Source organism: Microbacterium mitrae, from assembly GCF_008017445.1.
In the GTDB taxonomy this organism is placed as follows: Bacteria; Actinomycetota; Actinomycetes; order Actinomycetales; family Microbacteriaceae; genus Microbacterium; species Microbacterium mitrae.
In genome coordinates this window covers 880,431-897,680 of sequence record NZ_VRSW01000001.1, presented here as the reverse complement: position 1 = coordinate 897,680, position 17,250 = coordinate 880,431, and the positions used below count along the sequence as shown (strand labels likewise).

Below are 17,250 nucleotides of genomic sequence, written 5' to 3'. Positions count from 1 at the left end.
CCAGTTTACCCGGGGTTGAGCAGGGCTTCCCACTCGGCACCGGTGTGCGTCTCAGACTGCTCCTGGGCGCCGTCGAGATAGCGGAAGAAGATCTCGGCATCTTGGATTGGTGACAGTGAGGCAATCCAGAAGTTTGCGGTTCCGCCGACGACTCGTGCCGAGGAGTACTGGTTTCCGTTAACGAACACGCCGACGTCACGACCGTCGGTGCCGCCAATGCTCACCCACGCGAAGTAGTCGTCGTATTGATCCCATCCGCGCAGCATGGGCGGGTCTTCGGGCTCCGGCGTCGGTGTGGGTGTCGGTGTCGGATCGGGTGTGGGAGTCGGATCGGGTGTGGGAGTCGGATCGGGTGTGGGAGTCGGCTCAGGCGTCGGCGTCGGCGTCGGCGTCGGTTCTGGTGCGATGGTGGGCTCGGGAGTCGGCGTTGGCTCAAGGGTCGGCGGCGGGGTCGGTCGCAGCGTTGGCTCCGTGGTCGGCTCGGGAGACGGTTTTGCCGTCGGCTCCGGGGACGGAACCAACGAGGGCTGCGGTGACGGCTCCTCCGTTGCGGGGATGCTCGGTTCTGGCTGCGGCGCAGTAGTCGCTGCCGGTGCGGGATCGAGCGGCGTGATCACGACAGGTGCCGCTGGCGCGGAAGTGCGAGGGGGTGCCGGAACGAGGGTTGGCGGGAGCGCGCTCGGTGACGGCGATGGCTCAAGCGTCAGCGCGGGAGCAGGAGCAGGCGGGGCTGAAACCACAACATCCGGCATGACCTGCGCCGTGTCGGTCAGTGAGTTCTGGGCGGAATCGTCGGCCGCCACGGGTTGCGGTGCCGAGCCAGAAACCGTCACGCCGACGATCGCGGCACCCGCGATGAGCGCGCCGGCGGCGGCGACCGACAACACGCCAACCAGCCCACCGGTTCCGACCGCTCCGCCGACACCTGAGGAGCCACCGGCTGCACCGGCGCCTGCACCCGCTGCGCCTGCTGCCGCAGTAGCGGAACCAACGGCCGTGCCCACGACTGACTCGGTGACGCCACCCGGCATGACGGGCGATGCTCCGGCAGCAAGAGCCACCAGCGTCAAGCCGCCGCCCTGCAGCGTCGCAAGGTACGAGGCCGCACCCGTCGCGCCCAGCGTGAGAGGCAGTAGCACCAGAGCGAGACGCGAGGATACGTGCTCGGCCTCACCGGCGACAATCGCGCAGCGCGCGCACTCACCAAGGTGGGCTTCGATTTTCGCCTTGTCGCGCGTGCTCGCGGAACCACGAGAGTATGCGCCGAGGCGTTCGATGGTCCACTGGCACATGGAACCGTCGTCAAGGGTCTTCAGATGTGCGGTAACCCACGCTTCGCGCAGGCCCTCACGAGCGCGCAGGGCGAGTTGAGCGACGGCGGTCGCTTTCATGCCCAAAAGTGGCGCAGCCTGCGACGGCTTTAGCTGCTCGATCTCGGTGTACCAGAGCACCTCCTGCCAACGGGTGGGGAGGCTGCGAAATGCAGTGTGCGTCAGACTGCGATCAAGCGCCGCTTCAGTTTCTGCGTCGGTGGTCGAGGGATCAGCCACCACGTCAAGGTCATCGATAGACGACTCTTGGCGTGCTCGACCCCACGAGGCCGCGGTATTGCGGATGCTGGTGAACAGGTAGGCGCGAAATGCGCCCTGCGGGCCGCCGCCTCGCTGGATGGCTTGGTAGATGCGGGTGAATGACTCCTGCACGAGGTCATCTGCGTCGATGGAGGAAGTAACCGCTCGGGCGGCGCCGAGGCCCGCGCCATAGTGGCGAGTCCAGAGCTCACCGTAGGCGGCGGTGTCGCCATCGCGTGCGCGGTCGACAAGCGTCGCGTCGGGGACGATGTCTCCGTCGGGCGCGTCTGAGAATGCAGATGTCACGGGCACTTTGTCTGTCGGTTGGGTGGATCAGATTCGGGTCGATCCACAATCATCTATTCTTCCGTACATCGGGCGTGCCGCCAAGAAAAGTGCCCAGAATCTGCGGTTCTTGGAGCAACTCTTCGGGTTTCACAGCGAATTGCGCCAACTTTTCTGATTTCGCGTTATGAACCATACAAATCGCCGTCTCATATATTGCCTCGCGTTTTTTCGCGGGGTCGGAGGGCCGGGCGCTGGGGGTGTTCGGCTCTCCGTATGACGCCACAGCAGCGTCCTGTGGGGCCGCGCCCTGGGCGGCCCCACAGTCAAAAAACCTGGGTCGAAAAAGAAACTCAAAAAAGTTTTTGATTTCGCGTTATGAAATGCGGATGGGCCCGTCTTAAAGGGTGAGACACCGTATGCGTACTTCGGGGGAAGGATGCAGCAGTCGGTGCTCAGCATCGGGGGCAGTTCCCGGGGAGAACTGAAAAGAGGGGGCTCGACATACCGAGCCCCCTCTTCTTTTCATCCACCGTGGTTCCGCTCGCCTAAGCGAGATGGCGGCCGACTCTGGTTCAGACGCGAACGGCGTCTGACCACACGGCGCGAACGTTAAGGTCGCGATCAAGCAGCACGGCGTCGGCAGCAAAGCCCGGGCGAACCCGGCCGTAGCGATCCGCAACGCCGATCGCCTCCGCCGGTGCGCGAGTCAGCGCATCGATCGCAGTGGCCACCGCAACGCCCACCTCGACGACGTTTTGCAACGCAACATCTTGGGTGAGGGTGGAACCAGCAATAGAGTCGCCGTGCGTGAGGCGGGCAACGCCATCGATCACCGTGACCTCAAGGTTGCCGAGCACATACGATCCGTCACCAGAACCGGCGGCGGCCATCGCATCGGTGATGAGTACGACTCGGCCGGGAGCGCTCGCGAAGATCATGCGGATCAGATCGAGGTCGACGTGCACGCCGTCGGCAATGATCTCCAGGTACACCCGGGGGTCGGCAACAGCGGCAACGATCGGCCCCGGCGCGCGGTGATGAATGCCGGGCATCGCGTTAAACGCGTGCGTGATGAGGGTAGCGCCAGCATCGCAGGCGTCGCGCGTGATGTCAGCGTCGGCGTTAGTGTGGCCAATCGCGGCAACAATTCCGCCGGCGACAAGAGCGCGAATGGCATCCAGCCCGCCGTCGAGCTCTGGCGCGATCGTGATTTGGCGAACGACGCCGTCCGTCTCGGCAACGATGCGTTCGATCACTGCGGCGGCGGGTGTCTGAAGCAATGACTCCTCGTGGGCGCCCTTGTGGCCTCGATCGAGAAAAGGGCCTTCCAGGTGCACTCCGAGAATGTCGGTGCGCTCCCGCATGCATTCGGCGACCGTTGCGGTGCGCTGCAAAAGCGTGTCAATATCTGCCGTCACCAGTGAAATTACCGCTCGCGTGGTTCCGTGCATGCGATGCATGTCGCGGGCGGCAATGATCGAGGCGGCACCGTCATCGAACGAGCGGCCAGCGCCGCCGTGGCCGTGGATATCGATGAAGCCCGGTGCGAGGACTGCGCCGGCGCCGGCCAGCTCCTGCGCGTCGATGACCGTGGTTCCGGTCTCGATGATGTCGCGCCAACTATCGCCGGTACCTGAGGCCAGCACGCCCTCGGTGGCAAGCAAAACCCACGCGTCGGGTTGCAATTCACTGGCGTCGGCGAGCGTCGCCGAGTGGATGAGCGTCGTTACGCCGTGACCCACGTAATCTCCTCGGAATCGTGAAAGGTGATGCGTTCAGACTGCCACGCTTGCGGGTGGGACGCGATTCTGCCGCGGAACGACTCCCACGTGCGCAGCGGTGAAAGCTGCGGGCTCCACGCGATTTCGGCGATCGCGGCCGCGCGGGGAAAGGCGAGCGAGAACACGTCGTCAATGGTGCGGGCAGATTCGCTCCACATGGGCGCTTCAACGCCGAGGATCGCCTCCGGTGCGACGCCTGAGATGACGTCGGTCGGCTCCCACGAATACGCGGCTTCAACTGCGGTGGGGCCATTCGCCCAGACGAGTCCGATTGGGTAGTCGGCGGTGGGTTTCATGTCGAGGTAGCTGACGTCGGCGGGGGAGAGGATGAGCGCGCCGCCCTTGGCAACAAACGCCCGCGCCTCCTCGGCGTAACCAGGCTGGGGCTCAACGAATCCCCAATACTGTCCGATGGTTCCGGGGGCGAGATCTGCGGCCTTGCCCGCCTCGTGCCACGCGATGGCGGTCTTCCCGGTCGCCTGCACGGCGCGAGAGGCCATCGCGATGAAACTCGCGAAGTCCTCCTCCGTGGTTCCGAGCGATTCGTCGCCGCCCAGGTGAATGAACGGCCCCGGGGTGGCAGAAGCGATCTCGCGGAAGATGTCGCTGACAAAGGCGTCGGTTGCCGGGTCATTGATCTTGAGGCTGGAAAAGCCAACGCCCCATCCGGTGTACGTCGTGCCGTGCACGGGCAGGTCGTCACCGAAAAGCTTCGCGGTCTCGATGACCGAGTCCATGATCACGGTGTCTTTGGTGAACTCGGGGTAGGCGAGCGTCACCGCGTGGGTGTGCCCAGGCATGTCGACTTCGGGAACGATCGTCATATGGCGCGAGGCTGCGTAACTGACGATTTCTTCGTAATCGGCGGCGGTGTAATACCCGCCGGGGTCACCCAGCGCCGAGCTAGCAGATGCCTTTTCTGTGAGCTCGGGGTAGGCGTCGCTGTGCAGCCGCCACCCCTGATCATCGGTCAGGTGTAGATGCAACACGTTGAACTTGTAGGCGCTCATCGCATCGATGTAGCGCTTCACGTCGTCGACGCCGAAGAAGTGGCGGGCAACGTCCAGCATCACGCCACGGTAGGCGTAGCGAGGCTCGTCGGCAATCACAGCTCCGGTCACGTACCAGCCGTCTTCATCCTGCGCGAGGAGCTGCCGCAGCGTTTGCATCGCCCAGAAGGCGCCGGCTGTTGCGGATGCGGAGATCGAGACGAGTCCGCCGCTGGTGTCGATGCGGTAGGCGTCGGCGGAACCAGGAGCGTCGGTTGAAGCGGGGGCGTCGGTTTCGAGCGCGAAGACGATATCGCCGTCGATGCCGTCGGCACCTTCTGCGACGGCCAATTCCAGACCGGTGCGCGTGGCGATCGCATTCGCCAGCTCCTGCGCCTCGCGCTGAAGTTCAGCCGGTGCCAGCACCCGGCTCTGCGCGCTCAACCGCACGGCGGGCGCCGAATCGAAGGAGACCGGAAGCGGAACCAGGGGCGGCGTCGTCGCAGCGAAAGTCATGTAAGGAAACCTAACAAAATGCGCAATGGCAGACAAGTGAGGATGACCAGGTATGCTCAATTTCGTCGCGACTGGCGTTCAGGTGGGCGACCACCGGGGAGCGAACACAACCTTCGACCGCACGCCTGGGCCGATGTGTACATCCCTCAATTCCTTCGTGGAGGTAACGCCGTGACCGAATCATTCTTCAACGCTCCGCTGAGCGAGGTCGACCCCGAGATCGCAGAGGTGCTGGAGCGCGAACTGGTTCGCCAGCGCTCGTACCTGGAGATGATCGCATCCGAGAACATTGTTCCGGTCGCCATTCTGCAGTCGCAGGGATCCGTGCTCACCAACAAGTACGCGGAGGGCTACCCCGGTCGTCGCTACTACGGTGGCTGCGAAGAGGTTGACGTTGCAGAAGAACTCGCGATCGCTCGCGCGAAGAGCCTGTTTGGCGCGCAGTTCGCCAACGTTCAGCCGCACTCCGGTGCAACCGCGAACGCCGCCGTGTTGCACGCCATTGCGCGCCCCGGCGACACGCTGCTTGGCCTCGCCCTCGACCAGGGCGGCCACCTCACCCACGGCATGAAGATCAACTTCTCCGGCCGTCTCTACGACATCGTCGCATACGGCGTTGACGAAGAAACGTCGCTCATCGACATGGACGAGGTTCGTCGCCTGGCGCTCGAGCACAAGCCCAAGGTCATCATCGCCGGATGGTCGGCATATCCCCGTCAGCTTGACTTCGCGAAGTTCCGCGAGATCGCGGACGAGGTTGGCGCCTACCTGTGGGTTGACATGGCTCACTTCGCCGGACTCGTTGCCGCAGGCGTTCACCCCAACCCGGTGCCCTACGCACACGTCGTTTCTTCGACGGTGCACAAGACGATCGGCGGCCCGCGCTCGGGCTTCATTCTCACGAATGACGAAGACCTCGCCAAGAAGATCAACACGGCAGTTTTCCCGGGCCAGCAGGGCGGCCCGCTGATGCACGTCATCGCCGCCAAGGCAACCGCCTTTAAGCTTGCCGCCACCGACGAGTTCAAGGATCGCCAGGAGCGCACCCTCCGCGGTGCGGCGATTCTCGCCGACCGCCTCACGCAGCCGGATGTCGCCGCCGCGGGTATCTCGGTGCGCTCGGGCGGAACCGATGTGCACCTGGTGCTTGTTGACCTGCGTAACGCCGAGATCGACGGCAAGCAGGCCGAAGACCTTCTCGACGAGATTCACATCACCGTCAACCGCAACGCGGTTCCGAACGACCCGCGCCCGCCGATGGTCACCTCGGGTCTGCGCATCGGCACGCCGGCATTGGCAACGCGTGGATTCGGCGACGCCGAATTTACCGAGGTCGCCGACGTGATCGCCCTGGCGTTGCAGCCGGGTGCCGACCTCGAGGCGCTGCGCGCGCGCGTTGACGCGCTCGCGGCAGCCTTCCCGCTGTACCCCGACCTGCAGCAGTAAGCATGGTTGCGCAGATTCTTGACGGCAAGGCCACGGCCCTGTCGATCAAGGCGGAACTTGGCGAGCGCGTAGCCGCGCTCGCGGCCCGTGGCGTGGTTCCGGGTATCGCGACCGTGCTCGTCGGTGCCGACCCCGCCTCGCAGCTCTACGTGGGTATGAAGCACCGCCAGTCGGAGGCGATCGGGATGAACTCGATCGCCCGCGAACTGCCTGCCGATGCCACCCAGGCCGAGGTCGAGGCGGTGATTGACGAGCTCAACGCCGACGAATCGTGCCACGGATACATCGTGCAGCTGCCGTTGCCGAAGCACCTCAACACCGATGCGATTCTCGCGCGTATTGACCCGGCCAAAGACGCCGACGGTCTGCATCCGACCAACCTTGGGCGGCTGGTGCTGAACGTCAACAACCCGATTGACACGCCCATGCCGTGCACGCCGCGCGGCGTGATCGAGCTGCTCGAGCGCAACGGCTACGACCTCAACGGCAAGCACGTTGTGGTGGTTGGTCGCGGCGTGACGATCGGTCGGCCCATGGGGCTGCTGCTCACCCGCCGCGATGTCAACGCCACCGTGACGCAGGTGCACACCGGCACGCCAGACATGACGCCGTTCCTGCGTCAGGCTGACGTGATTGTGGCGGGAGCGGGCGTCAAGCACCTCATCCGCGCGAGTGACGTTAAGCCCGGCGCTGCCGTGCTCGATGTTGGAGTGACGCGCGAGTTTGACCCGGAGTTTGACCGCGACCGGGTGTTCGGCGACGTTCACCCCGATGTGGCTGAGGTTGCCGGATTCATCTCCCCGAACCCCGGCGGAGTCGGCCCGATGACGGTCGCGCTCCTGATGACCAACGTGGTCGAGGCCGCCGAGCGCGCCAGCGCCTAGCGTCTCATTTTGTACGGAACGGCCGCACCTGATGGTGCGGCCGCTCCGTCGTTTGGCGCGGCGCGCGCCCTGGTCTCCTGCGCTAGTTCGTGGTTCCGCGGTGCCGTGGTTCCGTGGTTCCGTGGTTCCGCGGTCTCGCGCCCACCTGGTTCCATGGTTCCGCCGCCCAGGCGGCGCGTACCAAATGTCGGACCGGATGGGGCGACGCGCCGGTGGATGCCCCAAAAACGGGGGCTCCGGAACCACGGGTCCGACATTTGGGAACGGAACGAGGTGTGAGATGGCAGCGGACCGATCGACCGAACCGATCTGAGGCCCTTTCGCCCCTGATAAACGAAGTTCTCCGCAATGCCGGCGCAGCGCAGAGGCGCCGGCCCAAATGTCGGACCGGATGGGGCGACGCGCCGGTGGATGCCCGGAAAACGGGGGTTCCGGAACCACGTGTCCGACATTTGGGAACGGAACGACGCGCGACGCGGCAATAGAACGGCGCGGCTACGCAGGCACGCGCCGACGCGCCGACGCGCCGACGCCCGACCCGCCGACGCGCCGACACCCGCCCACCCCACCCTTACCCGAAACCCGAAAGCCCGGGGGAGGGGAACCCTTTAGTTCGGGGCGGGGACGGCGATGGGCGCGGGGATTGCCCGTGATGACAGCAGCGCGCCGATTTGGTCGGCAACCTGCAGCACGGCGGAGATGTGGTCGCGAATGTCGCCGAGTTGTTCGCGCTTGTGTTCGCCGATGCTGACCGAGCCGATGGCTCGCCCACCGACGAAGACGGGCGCGGCGACCGCGCGGGTGTTGATGTCGTATTCGCCGGCGGAGTACGCCCATCCGCGTTCGGCAACGGCCACCATTTCGGCCTCGATGGCCGTGGCATCGTCGGCCGTGAGGTCGTTGAATTTGGCGAGCGGAACCGTATACATCAGCGCTTGGCGGGCTGACGCTGAGAGCGTGGCGAAGTAGGCGCGGGCGGTCGCTCCGGCGTGCGCGGGGTAGAGCTCGCCAATCATGGAGTGATCCCCCGACCATCACTTCCCCCGCAACACCACAGAAAGAGCAGTTACATGAAGAAGATGTATCGCGCCGCGACCGTCGTCGCCGCGTTTGCGCTCGCGCTGAGCGTCGCCGGGTGCGCCCCGAACGCCAACTCGAATTCCAACTCGAATGGCTCAAGCACCGGTGACAACAGCTCCGACCAGCAGTCACTGACCATCGCCTACTCCGAGGGCGGCAAGACCCTGAACCCCGCTGAGGCCAACGATGGCACCAGCGACACCCTCGTGCTCGCCGCCTACGACCAGCTGGTGACCTACGGAACCAAAGAACAAGACGGCAAGCAGGTCTCTGACACCGCAACGATTGTTCCGATGATCGCGTCCGAATGGACGGTTGATGACACCAACACCGTCTACACCTTCACGATTCGTGACGACATCACGTTCCACAGCGGCAAGCAGCTGACCAAGACCGACGTTGTGCGCAGCTTTGAGCACATTGCCGACTCGTCTTCGGCTAGCTTCCTCTATGGCATGGCCGGTATCTCGACCGTCGAAGAGGGCGAGGGCGACACCGTCGTCATCACGCTGACCGCGCCCAACCACCTGTTCTTGCAGATCCTGCCGATGTACTCGTTCTCGATGCTCGACATGGATGAGGTTGACAAGAACGGCGGCGTCGAGTGGCTGTCCACCCACACCGCAGGTTCTGGGGCGCCTGCTGAGCGAGCCGCTGATGGAACACGAGTCGCTGTCTCGTTCGGAGCAGATGGTTCGCGTTGGCGACATGTTGGAGCGCGTCGGCCTTGAGGCTGCTTTTGCGAACCGCTACCCGCACGAATTCTCGGGTGGTCAGCGTCAGCGCATCGGTATCGCCCGCGCCCTGATGCTGAGCCCGCGCCTCGTGGTGTGTGACGAGCCGGTTTCTGCTCTCGACGTCTCGGTGCAGGCTCAGGTGCTCAACCTGATGAAAGATCTGCAGGATGAGTTGGGACTCAGCTACCTGTTCATCTCGCACGACATCGCCGTCGTTGAGTTCATGGCCGACGACATGATCGTCATGAAGCATGGCAAGGTCGTTGAGGCAGGAGATGCGAAGCAGATCATCGATGACCCGCAGGATCCTTACACCCGCGCGCTGATCGCTGCGGTGCCGATTCCTGACCCCACCGCCTATGTCGACCGCGCCGAGCGGCGCGCCGTCATCGCCGCGGGTGTCGGCCAGGCATCGTGAGCACGCTGGCGCTCATCACGATTGGTCAGGCGCCCCGGGTAGACATTTGGCCAGACATTGCGCCGCTCCTTGACGCGCACACCGTGATTGAGCACGGCGCCCTCGATGAGTTGAGTGCCGAGGAGATTGCGCGGCTTGCCCCCAACGGCAACGAAGAGCGCGTCGTCTCCCGGCTGCGTGACGGGTCATCGGCGACCATGAGCGAGCATGCGCTGGCGCCGCTCGTGCAGTCGGCCATCGACCGAGCTGTCGCGAGCGGCGCCCAGGCGGTGCTGATCATGTGCACCGGCAACGTACCCAGCGTCACCGCGCCGGTTCCGCTCTACACGGCGGAGAAACTCGCCCGAGCCGGCATGGCTGGCCTGGCAGACGCGCGGCGACTCGGTGTCGTGGTTCCGGAACCAGAACAGCGGCAGGTGATTCAGCAGCGCTGGGCTGCGGCCTTCGGCATTGATGCCTCGATTGCCGCTGCGAACCCGTACGCGGGGGAGGCGGAGGCCTTGGCCGCCGCCGCGCAACAGCTTGCTGCCGACGGCGCTGAGATCGTGTTTTTAGATTGCGTGGGATACACGCAGGCGATGGCTGACGAGGTTTCGCGAATCGCCGGGGTGCCGGTGTTGACGGCGCGTTCGCTGGCGGTGCGTCTGTTGGCCGCCGTCGCGTAGGGCTCGAAAAAATTTGCGGCCGCTGCCCGGGGAGGGCGCGGCCGCAATCGCGTTGTGGCGCCGGTTATAGATCGTCCATCATGCGACGCTGTTCTGGGGTGAGGCCGTCTTTCAGCTCCTCACGCGCAGCGCGCGTTGCTGGTGATTCCGGGGCGGGAGGCGCAGGCTGTGCCTTGTCGTCGTTGTCATTGATGGCGGTCTGTGCCTTGTCGTAAAGGTTACCCGCGACCTTTTCAATGCGGTCGTCGATCATGTCGTAGATAAACCACGCCACCAGCAGGAGAAGCGGGGGGAGCACGTAGCCTTCGAAGAAGCCCCACGTGGCGACACCGGAGAGTGCCCGCACCAAGATCCACGCGACGAGTGCGACCACGAAGACGATGCCGTACTCGATGACCTTTTGCATCGCGCGGTTTCGGGATCCGCCTGACTTCGCGGCAGCGTTCTGCAAGAACTTTGTCATCACCGGCTTCACCCAAATGGTGGCCGCCGTGAGAATCACGCCGCCCCACAGCGCGCTGCCAAACCCGACGTATACCCGCGGGATAATCACGCCGATGAGCAACAACACTGCGACGTTGAACACGAACAGTGACGCGAACCGAACGATCCAGGTTTTCATGGCTCCATGATGGCAGGAGCACCGTGCAATCGCTAGATCCTGTCGTGCGCTGGCCGCTCCCGTTGTCTCAGACAATATTCAGAAATGGGTAGGGTCGAAGAACACACGTAACAAAGGAGTTGCTATGCACACAACGCAAACGCGCCCAGAAAAACGCAGTTTCATGAGCCCGATCAACCGGTTCTTGGAGCGATGGATCCCCTCGGCTCTCACCTTCGCGATCATCCTGACGATCATCGTCGCGATCCTTGCGATGACCCTCACCCAGTCCAGCCCCGTCGACGTTCTCGTGGGTTGGGGCAATGGCCTCTCTGGCCTGCTGGCCTTCATGACGCAAATGTGTCTAGTGCTGCTGCTGGGCTTCATGCTGGCCAACACGCGCCCCGTGCGCAAACTTCTGCGCCGTGCCGCCCTGGTTCCAAAGACTGCTGCTGCCGCCTACGTTTTCGTTTTCATTGTTGCCGCTATCGCGAGCCTCATCACGTGGGGCCTTGGCCTCATTGTCGGCACGCTGCTGGCTCGCGAGATTGCCGTTCAGGCACGCGAACGCGGCATGAAGGTGCACTTTCCGTTGCTGGTGGCTGCCGGATACTCCGGTTTTGTCGTCTGGCACATGGGCTACTCCGGTTCTGGCCCGCTGACGGCGGCGACGCCCGATTCGTTCCTTGCGCCGAGCCTCGGCGGCAAGATTCTTCCCATTACCGAGACGACGTTCTCAACGTGGAACATGCTCACCGCGCTCGCAGTCATCATCGTGGTGGCGGTGCTGATGTACCTCATTCGCCCCCGCGCTAACGACACTATTTTCGAGCTGCCTCAGCAGATTGGTTCCGAAAGTCTCAGCGAGGCGGACGACACCGTCACGACGCCAGCCGATCGCATTGATGCGTCGCGCATTCTCACGCTGGTACTGGGCGCTGCCCTCACCGCGTACCTCATTGTGCACTTCGTGCAGGGTGGCAGCCTCACCCTCGACATCGTGAACTGGTCGTTCTTGGCGCTCATTCTGCTGCTCGTGCGCAACCCGTTTGAACTGATCCACCTCACCAAGCAGGCGGCCTCCAACGTCGGCGAAATCCTGCTGCAGTTTCCGCTGTATGCCGGCATTCTCGGCATCATGGCAAGCTCCGGCTTGATTCAGCTGTTCTCCGACGCCTTCGTCTCGATCGCGAATCCCACCACGTTCGGCGCGCTGGCCTTTCTTTCGGCCGGTATCGTCAACTTCTTCGTACCCTCCGGCGGCGGCCAGTTCGCCGTGCAGGGGCCCATCATGCTCGATGCCGCCAACCAGCTCGGTGTTGACCCCTCGATCGCCATCATGGCCATCGCGTACGGCGATCAGTGGACCAACATGATCCAGCCGTTCTGGGCGCTGCCCGTGCTCGCCATCGCCGGGCTCAAGATGCGCGACATTTTGGGCTACACGTTCGTCACGCTGATTGGTGCGGGCGTGGTGATGGCCGTCGCCCTCACCATTGTGAGCGTCATGTAGTCGCAGAAACCGAAGAGGGCGGCCGCCGGAGTGATCCGGCGGCCGCCCTTCTTCGTGAGCGCTTAGTAGCTCGCGCGGTCGTCGGCCGTCGCGCCGACAAAACGGGCCGCCAGGGCTTCGGAACCACGGGCAAGAATCGAGACATCGGCGGCAACGGCGACGAACGCCGCGCCATCGGTGATGTATTGCTCGGCTGCCGCCGGATCAAACGCGTTGACCCCCACGTACTTGCCGGCGGCGCGCACCGCGGCAAACGTTTCCGTCACCGCGGCGATAACCTCGGGGTGCGCCTGCTGCCCGAGTACACCCATTGACGCGGCAAGGTCGGAGGGCCCAACGAAGACGCCGTCGACTCCCTCGACCGCCGCAATTTCTGCGGCATTGTGCACGGCCTCGGCCGACTCCACCTGCACAAACAGTGACACGTGTTCGTTCGCGTTCGCGAGATAGCCGTCAACGCGGTTCCACCGCGCAGAACGCGACAGCGCCGAGCCAACCCCCCGCATGCCGTGCGGCGGATACCGCACCGCAGCCACCACCGCGCGTGCCTGTTCCGCCGTATTCACCATCGGCACCAGCACATTCTGGGCGCCGATATCGAGCACCTGCTTGAGCATCACCGCATCGCCGGAGGGCACCCGCACCAGCGGGCTCACCGGATACGGTGCGACGGCCTGCAACTGCTGCAGCACCGAGTCGAGCGAGTTCGACGAGTGCTCCATATCAATCAGCAGCCAGTCAACCCCCGAACCCGCCAGAATCTCGGCCACCAGCGGTGATCCAGAAACGGCCCACAGCCCGATCAGTGAGCGATCACCCGCGTCAGCGAGTGCATCGGCAAACGTCGGGCCTAGACGAAGCGGCATGTGATGGTTCCCATCGGTCCGTAGTCGGCCAGCACGCTATCGCCCTTCGATACCCACATCGGGCGGGTGAACGAGCCTGCCAGAATGATCTCGCCAGCCTCAAGCCGGCTGCCGTGCTGGTGAAACTTGTTTGCCAGCCACGCGACCCCGGTTGCCGGGTGGTTGAGCACGCCGGCCGCGACCCCGGTCTCTTCAATCGTCTCGTTGCGATACAGCAGCGCCGACACCCAACGCAGATCGATCGCGTCTGGCGCCATCGGGTTGCCGCCGATCACTATGCCGCCGTACGCGGCATTGTCTGAGATGGTGTCGACGATCGTGCGCCCCTCCAACTCAATGTGGGAGTTCAGCACTTCGAGCGCCGGAACCACATATTCCGTTGCGCGCATGACATCGAACATCGTGCAGTTGGGGCCTTCGAGCGGCGCCTTCAACACAAACGCGAGTTCGACTTCGATCCGCACATTCGAAAACGAGTCAAACGGAATCTGCGCGCCATTCTCGTACACCGTGTCATCAAACATCACGCCGTAGTCAGGCTCAGTAATACCGGTCGCCTGCTGCATCGCGCGCGACGTGAGCCCAATCTTGCGCCCCACCAGCCGCCGGCCCGCGGCGATGTTCTTGTCTCGCCAGACGCCCTGGATGGCGTACGAGTCTTCGACCGTCGCGTGCGGGTACCGCGCCGTAATGCGCCTAATCACCGCATGGTTGCGGTCAGCCTCCGCCAGCTCTTCGGCGATCGCCTCAATCTCATCCTGCGACAACATGCTTCAATCCTTCTGGTTCCATCCCCACACCTCAAGCATGCGGTGTGCGGATGCTGCTGAGCCTACGGGTTCGGGTCTTGTGTGCGTTGCGGTTCCGCGATTTGTTTGTCGGGGCGTTGCGCTTGCCGCGGATTCTTTTCCGCTTCGCCTCCAGCTGCGGGCCTGCGGCCCTCCGCCGCCAGACCCAACCAGCGAAGCGGAAAAGAATCCGCTCCCGCTCCACTCTTCCCACATCTGGGCAAGGACTCGTGCTGGCAACTTAAACCCACGCGTGAGGTGAGCGGAGCGGGAGCAGTTCGTTTTTCCCCGTCGTTGGCGGGTCTGGCAGGCGCGGGCCGCAGGCCCGTGCCCGGAGACGTCGGGGAAAAACGAACTGCGGAAGCGCAGCGGACCCTATACAGCGGACCCTATGCAACGGACCCGCTTTGCGGAGCGAGAGTTAGAGCTGGTTGCCCAGCTTGTATTCGCCCTGCTTCCATTCGGGCATTTCGCCTTCGTCGGTGGCTCGGGTGTAGCTGAAGCCGTCGGCGCCAATGGTGACTGCCATTTCAGACGAGTCGGTGCGGGCGATGACGGGCTGGGGGTTGCCGTCGAGGTCGAGCACGAGGGAGCCGTCTGTGTACCAGGAGGGTACGACGGGGTTTCCCCACCAGTCGCGGCGCTGGTTGTCGTGAACGTCCCACGTGACGACCGGGTTGTCGGGGTCGCCGGTGTAGTAGTCCTGCGTGTAGACCTCGACCCGGTGGCCGTCGGGGTCACGGAGGTAGAGATAGAACGCGTTGGAGACGCCGTGGCGGCCGGGGCCGCGCTCGATGGAGTCAGAGCGGCGGAGTGCGCCCAGCTTGTCGCAGATCGCGAGAATGTTGTGCTTCTCGTGGGTGGCGAAGCAGACGTGGTGCATGCGGGGGCCGTCACCACCGGTCATCGCGGTGTCGTGCACGGTGGGCTTGCGGCGCATCCAGGCGGCGTAGACGGTTCCGTCTTCGTCTTGGATGTCTTCGGTCACCCGGAAGCCCAGGTCTTGCATGTACTTGACGGCGCGCGGAACATCGGGAGTGATCTGGTTGAAGTGGTCCAGCCGCACCAGCTCACCCGGAATGTGCAGGTCGTAGCGCCACGACATGCGCTCCTGGTGGTCGGACTGGAAGAAGAACTCGTACGGGAAGCCGAGCGGGTCGATAACGCGCACGGAGTCGCCGATGCCGTCGACGAATCCGTTGGGTTCGCGGCGCACCTCGCAGCCGAGCTCGGTGAAGAACGCGACGGCGGCATCGAGATCTTCCGGGGTGCGCACTCGGTAGGAGAAGACACGCACCGCGGCAACATCGCCCTTGCGGAGGATGAGGTTGTGGTGGATGAACTCTTCGGTGGAGCGGAGGTAGATCGCCTCGTCGTTCTCCTTGGTGACGTAGAGGCCAAGAATGTCGACGTAGAACTGGCGGGAGGCCGCCAGGTCGGTGACGATCAGCTCCATGTATGCGCAGCGCAGAATGTCAGGGGGTGAAGCCTGCGGGGTGGCGATCGGGTTGTCGGTGGCGATCGGGGCCTCTTGCGAAACCCAGAAACCAGACGAAGTGAGCGTCATGTTGTCGCGGTGAGTCATGTCAGAGCGTCCTTGCTTTGCTTTAGTTCTTGCCGAAGGTGGGGTTGTGGGGCTCGCCGAGCGTGATGTGCACGGCCTGCTGGTCGGTGTAGAAGTCGATCGAGCGGTAGCCACCTTCGTGACCGAGGCCCGAGGCCTTGACACCGCCGAACGGAGTGCGGAGGTCTCGCACGTTATTGCTGTTAAGCCACACCATTCCGGCTTCAATCGACTGCGCGAAGTTGTGCGCACGCTTCAGGTCGCTCGTCCAGACGTAGGCGGCGAGACCGTACTTGGTGTCGTTTGCCAGCGCGAGTGCTTCTTCGTCGGTGTCGAACGGGGTGATGGCGACGACCGGGCCGAAGATCTCCTCCTGGAAGATTCGCGCGTCGGGTGCGACGTCGGCGAAGACGGTGGGTGCGACGTAGTTTCCGGTGGGGAAGCCCTCGGGGCGGCCACCGCCGGCGACCAGGCGGCCCTCGGTCTTGCCGAGTTCCACGTAGCTCATCACCTTTTCGTAGTGTTCCGGGTGCACCAGCGCGCCGACCTCGGTGGTCGGGTCTTGCGGGTCACCCACCTTGATGCGCTTGGCCTGTGCGGCGTAGCGTTCCACGAACTCGTCGTAGATGTCGCGCTGGACGAGAATGCGCGAGCCCGCGGTGCAGCGTTCACCGTTGAGGGAGAACACGCCAAAGATGCACGCGTCAATGGCGACGTCGAGGTCGGCGTCGGCGAAGACGATGGCCGGGCTCTTGCCGCCCAGTTCCATCGACAGCCCCTTGAGATAGGGAGCGGCGTTGCCGAAGATGATCTGACCGGTGCGGCTTTCGCCGGTGAAGGAGATGAGCGGAACCTCGGGGTGCTTGACGAGGGCGTCGCCAGCATCTTCGCCGAGACCGTTGACCAGGTTGAAGACACCCTGGGGCAGGCCCGCCTCTTCGAAGATGCCTGCCCACAGCGAGGCCGAAAGCGGCGTAAACTCCGCGGGCTTGAGCACGACGGTGTTTCCGGTTGCGAGCGCCGGGCCCAGCTTCCACGACTCGAGCATGAACGGCGTGTTCCACGGCGTGATGAGGCCGGCGACACCGATCGGCTTGCGGTTGACGTAGTTCATCTGCTTGCCAGGAACCTTGAAAGCGTTGTCGTGTTGAGCAACGATCAGGTCGGCGAAGAAGCGGAAGTTCTCGGCGGCACGGCGGGCCTGACCGAGGGCCTGAGTGATCGGCAGGCCGGAGTCAAAGCTCTCAAGCTCGGCGAGGCGCTGGTCGCGCGACTCGACGATGTCGGCGATCTTGTGCAGCACGCGCGAGCGCTCGCGGGGGAGCATCTTCGGCCACGGGCCCTCGGTGAAGGCGCGGCGGGCAGCGGCGACAGCCTTGTCGATGTCTGCCTTCTTGCCGGCTGCGGCCTGCAGGTAGGTCTCGTTGGTTACCGGGTCGAGCACGTCGAACGTGTCGCCGTCTTCGGAGTCGACGAACTGACCGTCGATGTAGTGCTGAATGCGTGCCGGCAGGTCGGCCGGAATGTGACGTTCGGTCATGGT

15 protein-coding genes and 1 riboswitch are annotated in these 17,250 nt (G+C 64.2%); of the genes, 6 read left to right on the top strand and 9 right to left on the bottom strand.

All coding sequences use genetic code 11. The features are described from left to right. Positions 1–5: 5 nt before the first annotated feature. The 3 genes from FVP60_RS04265 to FVP60_RS04255 all read right to left on the bottom strand — a co-directional run bounded on the left by FVP60_RS04265 (position 6) and on the right by FVP60_RS04255 (position 5,145). Entirely contained in the window at positions 6–1,877 is a 1,872-nt protein-coding gene (locus tag FVP60_RS04265) for a sigma-70 family RNA polymerase sigma factor (RefSeq protein ID WP_187240553.1), read from the bottom strand. A gap of 554 nt (positions 1,878–2,431) precedes the next feature. Then, on the bottom strand, positions 2,432–3,601 hold the full coding sequence (nagA, locus tag FVP60_RS04260) for an N-acetylglucosamine-6-phosphate deacetylase (protein ID WP_147824988.1): 1,170 nt from the start codon (positions 3,599–3,601) through the stop codon (positions 2,432–2,434). Further along, positions 3,586–5,145, bottom strand: a complete 1,560-nt coding sequence (locus tag FVP60_RS04255) for a family 20 glycosylhydrolase (RefSeq protein WP_147824987.1) — start codon at positions 5,143–5,145, stop codon at positions 3,586–3,588. The genes nagA and FVP60_RS04255 overlap by 16 nt, the downstream gene beginning before the upstream one ends. Positions 5,146–5,202: 57 nt before the next feature. Then, positions 5,203–5,283: riboswitch (ZMP/ZTP riboswitch) on the top strand. A 33-nt stretch (positions 5,284–5,316) separates the two neighbouring features. Between FVP60_RS04255 and glyA the strand changes: the two genes are divergently transcribed. After that, positions 5,317–6,591 (top strand): serine hydroxymethyltransferase, encoded by a 1,275-nt coding sequence (gene glyA / locus FVP60_RS04250; RefSeq protein WP_147824986.1) that lies wholly within the window; start codon positions 5,317–5,319, stop codon positions 6,589–6,591. A gap of 2 nt (positions 6,592–6,593) precedes the next feature. Further along, positions 6,594–7,475: a bifunctional methylenetetrahydrofolate dehydrogenase/methenyltetrahydrofolate cyclohydrolase gene (locus FVP60_RS04245; RefSeq protein WP_147824985.1), complete on the top strand. Its 882-nt coding sequence runs from the start codon at positions 6,594–6,596 to the stop codon at positions 7,473–7,475. 608 nt (positions 7,476–8,083) lie between these two features. Here FVP60_RS04245 and FVP60_RS04240 read toward each other — a convergent pair. Then, complete coding sequence (locus FVP60_RS04240) at positions 8,084–8,491, bottom strand: IclR family transcriptional regulator domain-containing protein (RefSeq protein WP_147824984.1); 408 nt, start codon at positions 8,489–8,491, stop codon at positions 8,084–8,086. A 54-nt stretch (positions 8,492–8,545) separates the two neighbouring features. Between FVP60_RS04240 and FVP60_RS13200 the strand changes: the two genes are divergently transcribed. From FVP60_RS13200 to FVP60_RS04225, 3 genes are read left to right on the top strand one after another with little or no spacing between them, the layout of a single operon-like run. After that, positions 8,546–9,286 (top strand): ABC transporter substrate-binding protein, encoded by a 741-nt coding sequence (locus tag FVP60_RS13200; protein ID WP_147824983.1) that lies wholly within the window; start codon positions 8,546–8,548, stop codon positions 9,284–9,286. After that, positions 9,264–9,710 carry an ATP-binding cassette domain-containing protein gene (locus FVP60_RS04230; protein WP_246132455.1) on the top strand — a complete coding sequence of 149 codons (447 nt, stop codon included), beginning with the start codon at positions 9,264–9,266 and terminating at the stop codon, positions 9,708–9,710. Before FVP60_RS13200 ends, FVP60_RS04230 begins: the two co-directional genes overlap by 23 nt. Beyond that, a complete protein-coding gene (locus FVP60_RS04225) occupies positions 9,707–10,375 on the top strand; it encodes an AroM family protein (protein WP_187240552.1) in 669 nt (222 codons plus the stop codon). The genes FVP60_RS04230 and FVP60_RS04225 overlap by 4 nt, the downstream gene beginning before the upstream one ends. A gap of 64 nt (positions 10,376–10,439) precedes the next feature. Here the strand turns inward: FVP60_RS04225 and FVP60_RS04220 are convergent, their stop codons facing one another. Next, positions 10,440–10,997 carry a hypothetical protein gene (locus FVP60_RS04220; RefSeq protein WP_147824980.1) on the bottom strand — a complete coding sequence of 186 codons (558 nt, stop codon included), beginning with the start codon at positions 10,995–10,997 and terminating at the stop codon, positions 10,440–10,442. Positions 10,998–11,160: 163 nt separating this feature from the next. Between FVP60_RS04220 and FVP60_RS04215 the strand changes: the two genes are divergently transcribed. Then, positions 11,161–12,489: a short-chain fatty acid transporter gene (locus tag FVP60_RS04215; protein WP_147824979.1), complete on the top strand. Its 1,329-nt coding sequence runs from the start codon at positions 11,161–11,163 to the stop codon at positions 12,487–12,489. A 62-nt stretch (positions 12,490–12,551) separates the two neighbouring features. Here FVP60_RS04215 and FVP60_RS04210 read toward each other — a convergent pair whose 3' ends face one another. From FVP60_RS04210 to hpaE, 4 genes are all read right to left on the bottom strand, one after another. Next, positions 12,552–13,355: an HpcH/HpaI aldolase family protein gene (locus FVP60_RS04210; RefSeq protein ID WP_147824978.1), complete on the bottom strand. Its 804-nt coding sequence runs from the start codon at positions 13,353–13,355 to the stop codon at positions 12,552–12,554. Further along, on the bottom strand, positions 13,340–14,125 hold the full coding sequence (gene hpaH / locus FVP60_RS04205; protein WP_147824977.1) for a 2-oxo-hept-4-ene-1,7-dioate hydratase: 786 nt from the start codon (positions 14,123–14,125) through the stop codon (positions 13,340–13,342). The genes FVP60_RS04210 and hpaH overlap by 16 nt, the downstream gene beginning before the upstream one ends. 439 nt (positions 14,126–14,564) lie before the next feature. After that, a complete protein-coding gene (gene hpaD, locus FVP60_RS04200; RefSeq protein WP_147824976.1) occupies positions 14,565–15,728 on the bottom strand; it encodes a 3,4-dihydroxyphenylacetate 2,3-dioxygenase in 1,164 nt (387 codons plus the stop codon). Between the two features lie 22 nt (positions 15,729–15,750). Then, a complete protein-coding gene (gene hpaE / locus FVP60_RS04195; protein WP_147824975.1) occupies positions 15,751–17,247 on the bottom strand; it encodes a 5-carboxymethyl-2-hydroxymuconate semialdehyde dehydrogenase in 1,497 nt (498 codons plus the stop codon). Between the last annotated feature and the right edge of the window lie 3 nt (positions 17,248–17,250).

What these genes read in the sequence shown, in the direction of transcription:
- FVP60_RS04255 (WP_147824987.1), bottom strand. Translation starts at nt 5,145, where the DNA reads ATGACTTTCGCTGCGACGACGCCGCCCCTGGTTCCGCTTCCGGTCTCC.
- FVP60_RS04245 (WP_147824985.1), top strand. Translation starts at nt 6,594, where the DNA reads ATGGTTGCGCAGATTCTTGACGGCAAGGCCACGGCCCTGTCGATCAAG.
- FVP60_RS04240 (WP_147824984.1), bottom strand. Translation starts at nt 8,491, where the DNA reads ATGATTGGCGAGCTCTACCCCGCGCACGCCGGAGCGACCGCCCGCGCC.
- FVP60_RS13200 (WP_147824983.1), top strand. Translation starts at nt 8,546, where the DNA reads ATGAAGAAGATGTATCGCGCCGCGACCGTCGTCGCCGCGTTTGCGCTC.
- FVP60_RS04230 (WP_246132455.1), top strand. Translation starts at nt 9,264, where the DNA reads ATGTTGGAGCGCGTCGGCCTTGAGGCTGCTTTTGCGAACCGCTACCCG.
- FVP60_RS04220 (WP_147824980.1), bottom strand. Translation starts at nt 10,997, where the DNA reads ATGAAAACCTGGATCGTTCGGTTCGCGTCACTGTTCGTGTTCAACGTC.
- FVP60_RS04215 (WP_147824979.1), top strand. Translation starts at nt 11,161, where the DNA reads ATGAGCCCGATCAACCGGTTCTTGGAGCGATGGATCCCCTCGGCTCTC.
- FVP60_RS04210 (WP_147824978.1), bottom strand. Translation starts at nt 13,355, where the DNA reads ATGCCGCTTCGTCTAGGCCCGACGTTTGCCGATGCACTCGCTGACGCG.
- hpaH (WP_147824977.1), bottom strand. Translation starts at nt 14,125, where the DNA reads ATGTTGTCGCAGGATGAGATTGAGGCGATCGCCGAAGAGCTGGCGGAG.
- hpaD (WP_147824976.1), bottom strand. Translation starts at nt 15,728, where the DNA reads ATGACTCACCGCGACAACATGACGCTCACTTCGTCTGGTTTCTGGGTT.
- hpaE (WP_147824975.1), bottom strand. Translation starts at nt 17,247, where the DNA reads ATGACCGAACGTCACATTCCGGCCGACCTGCCGGCACGCATTCAGCAC.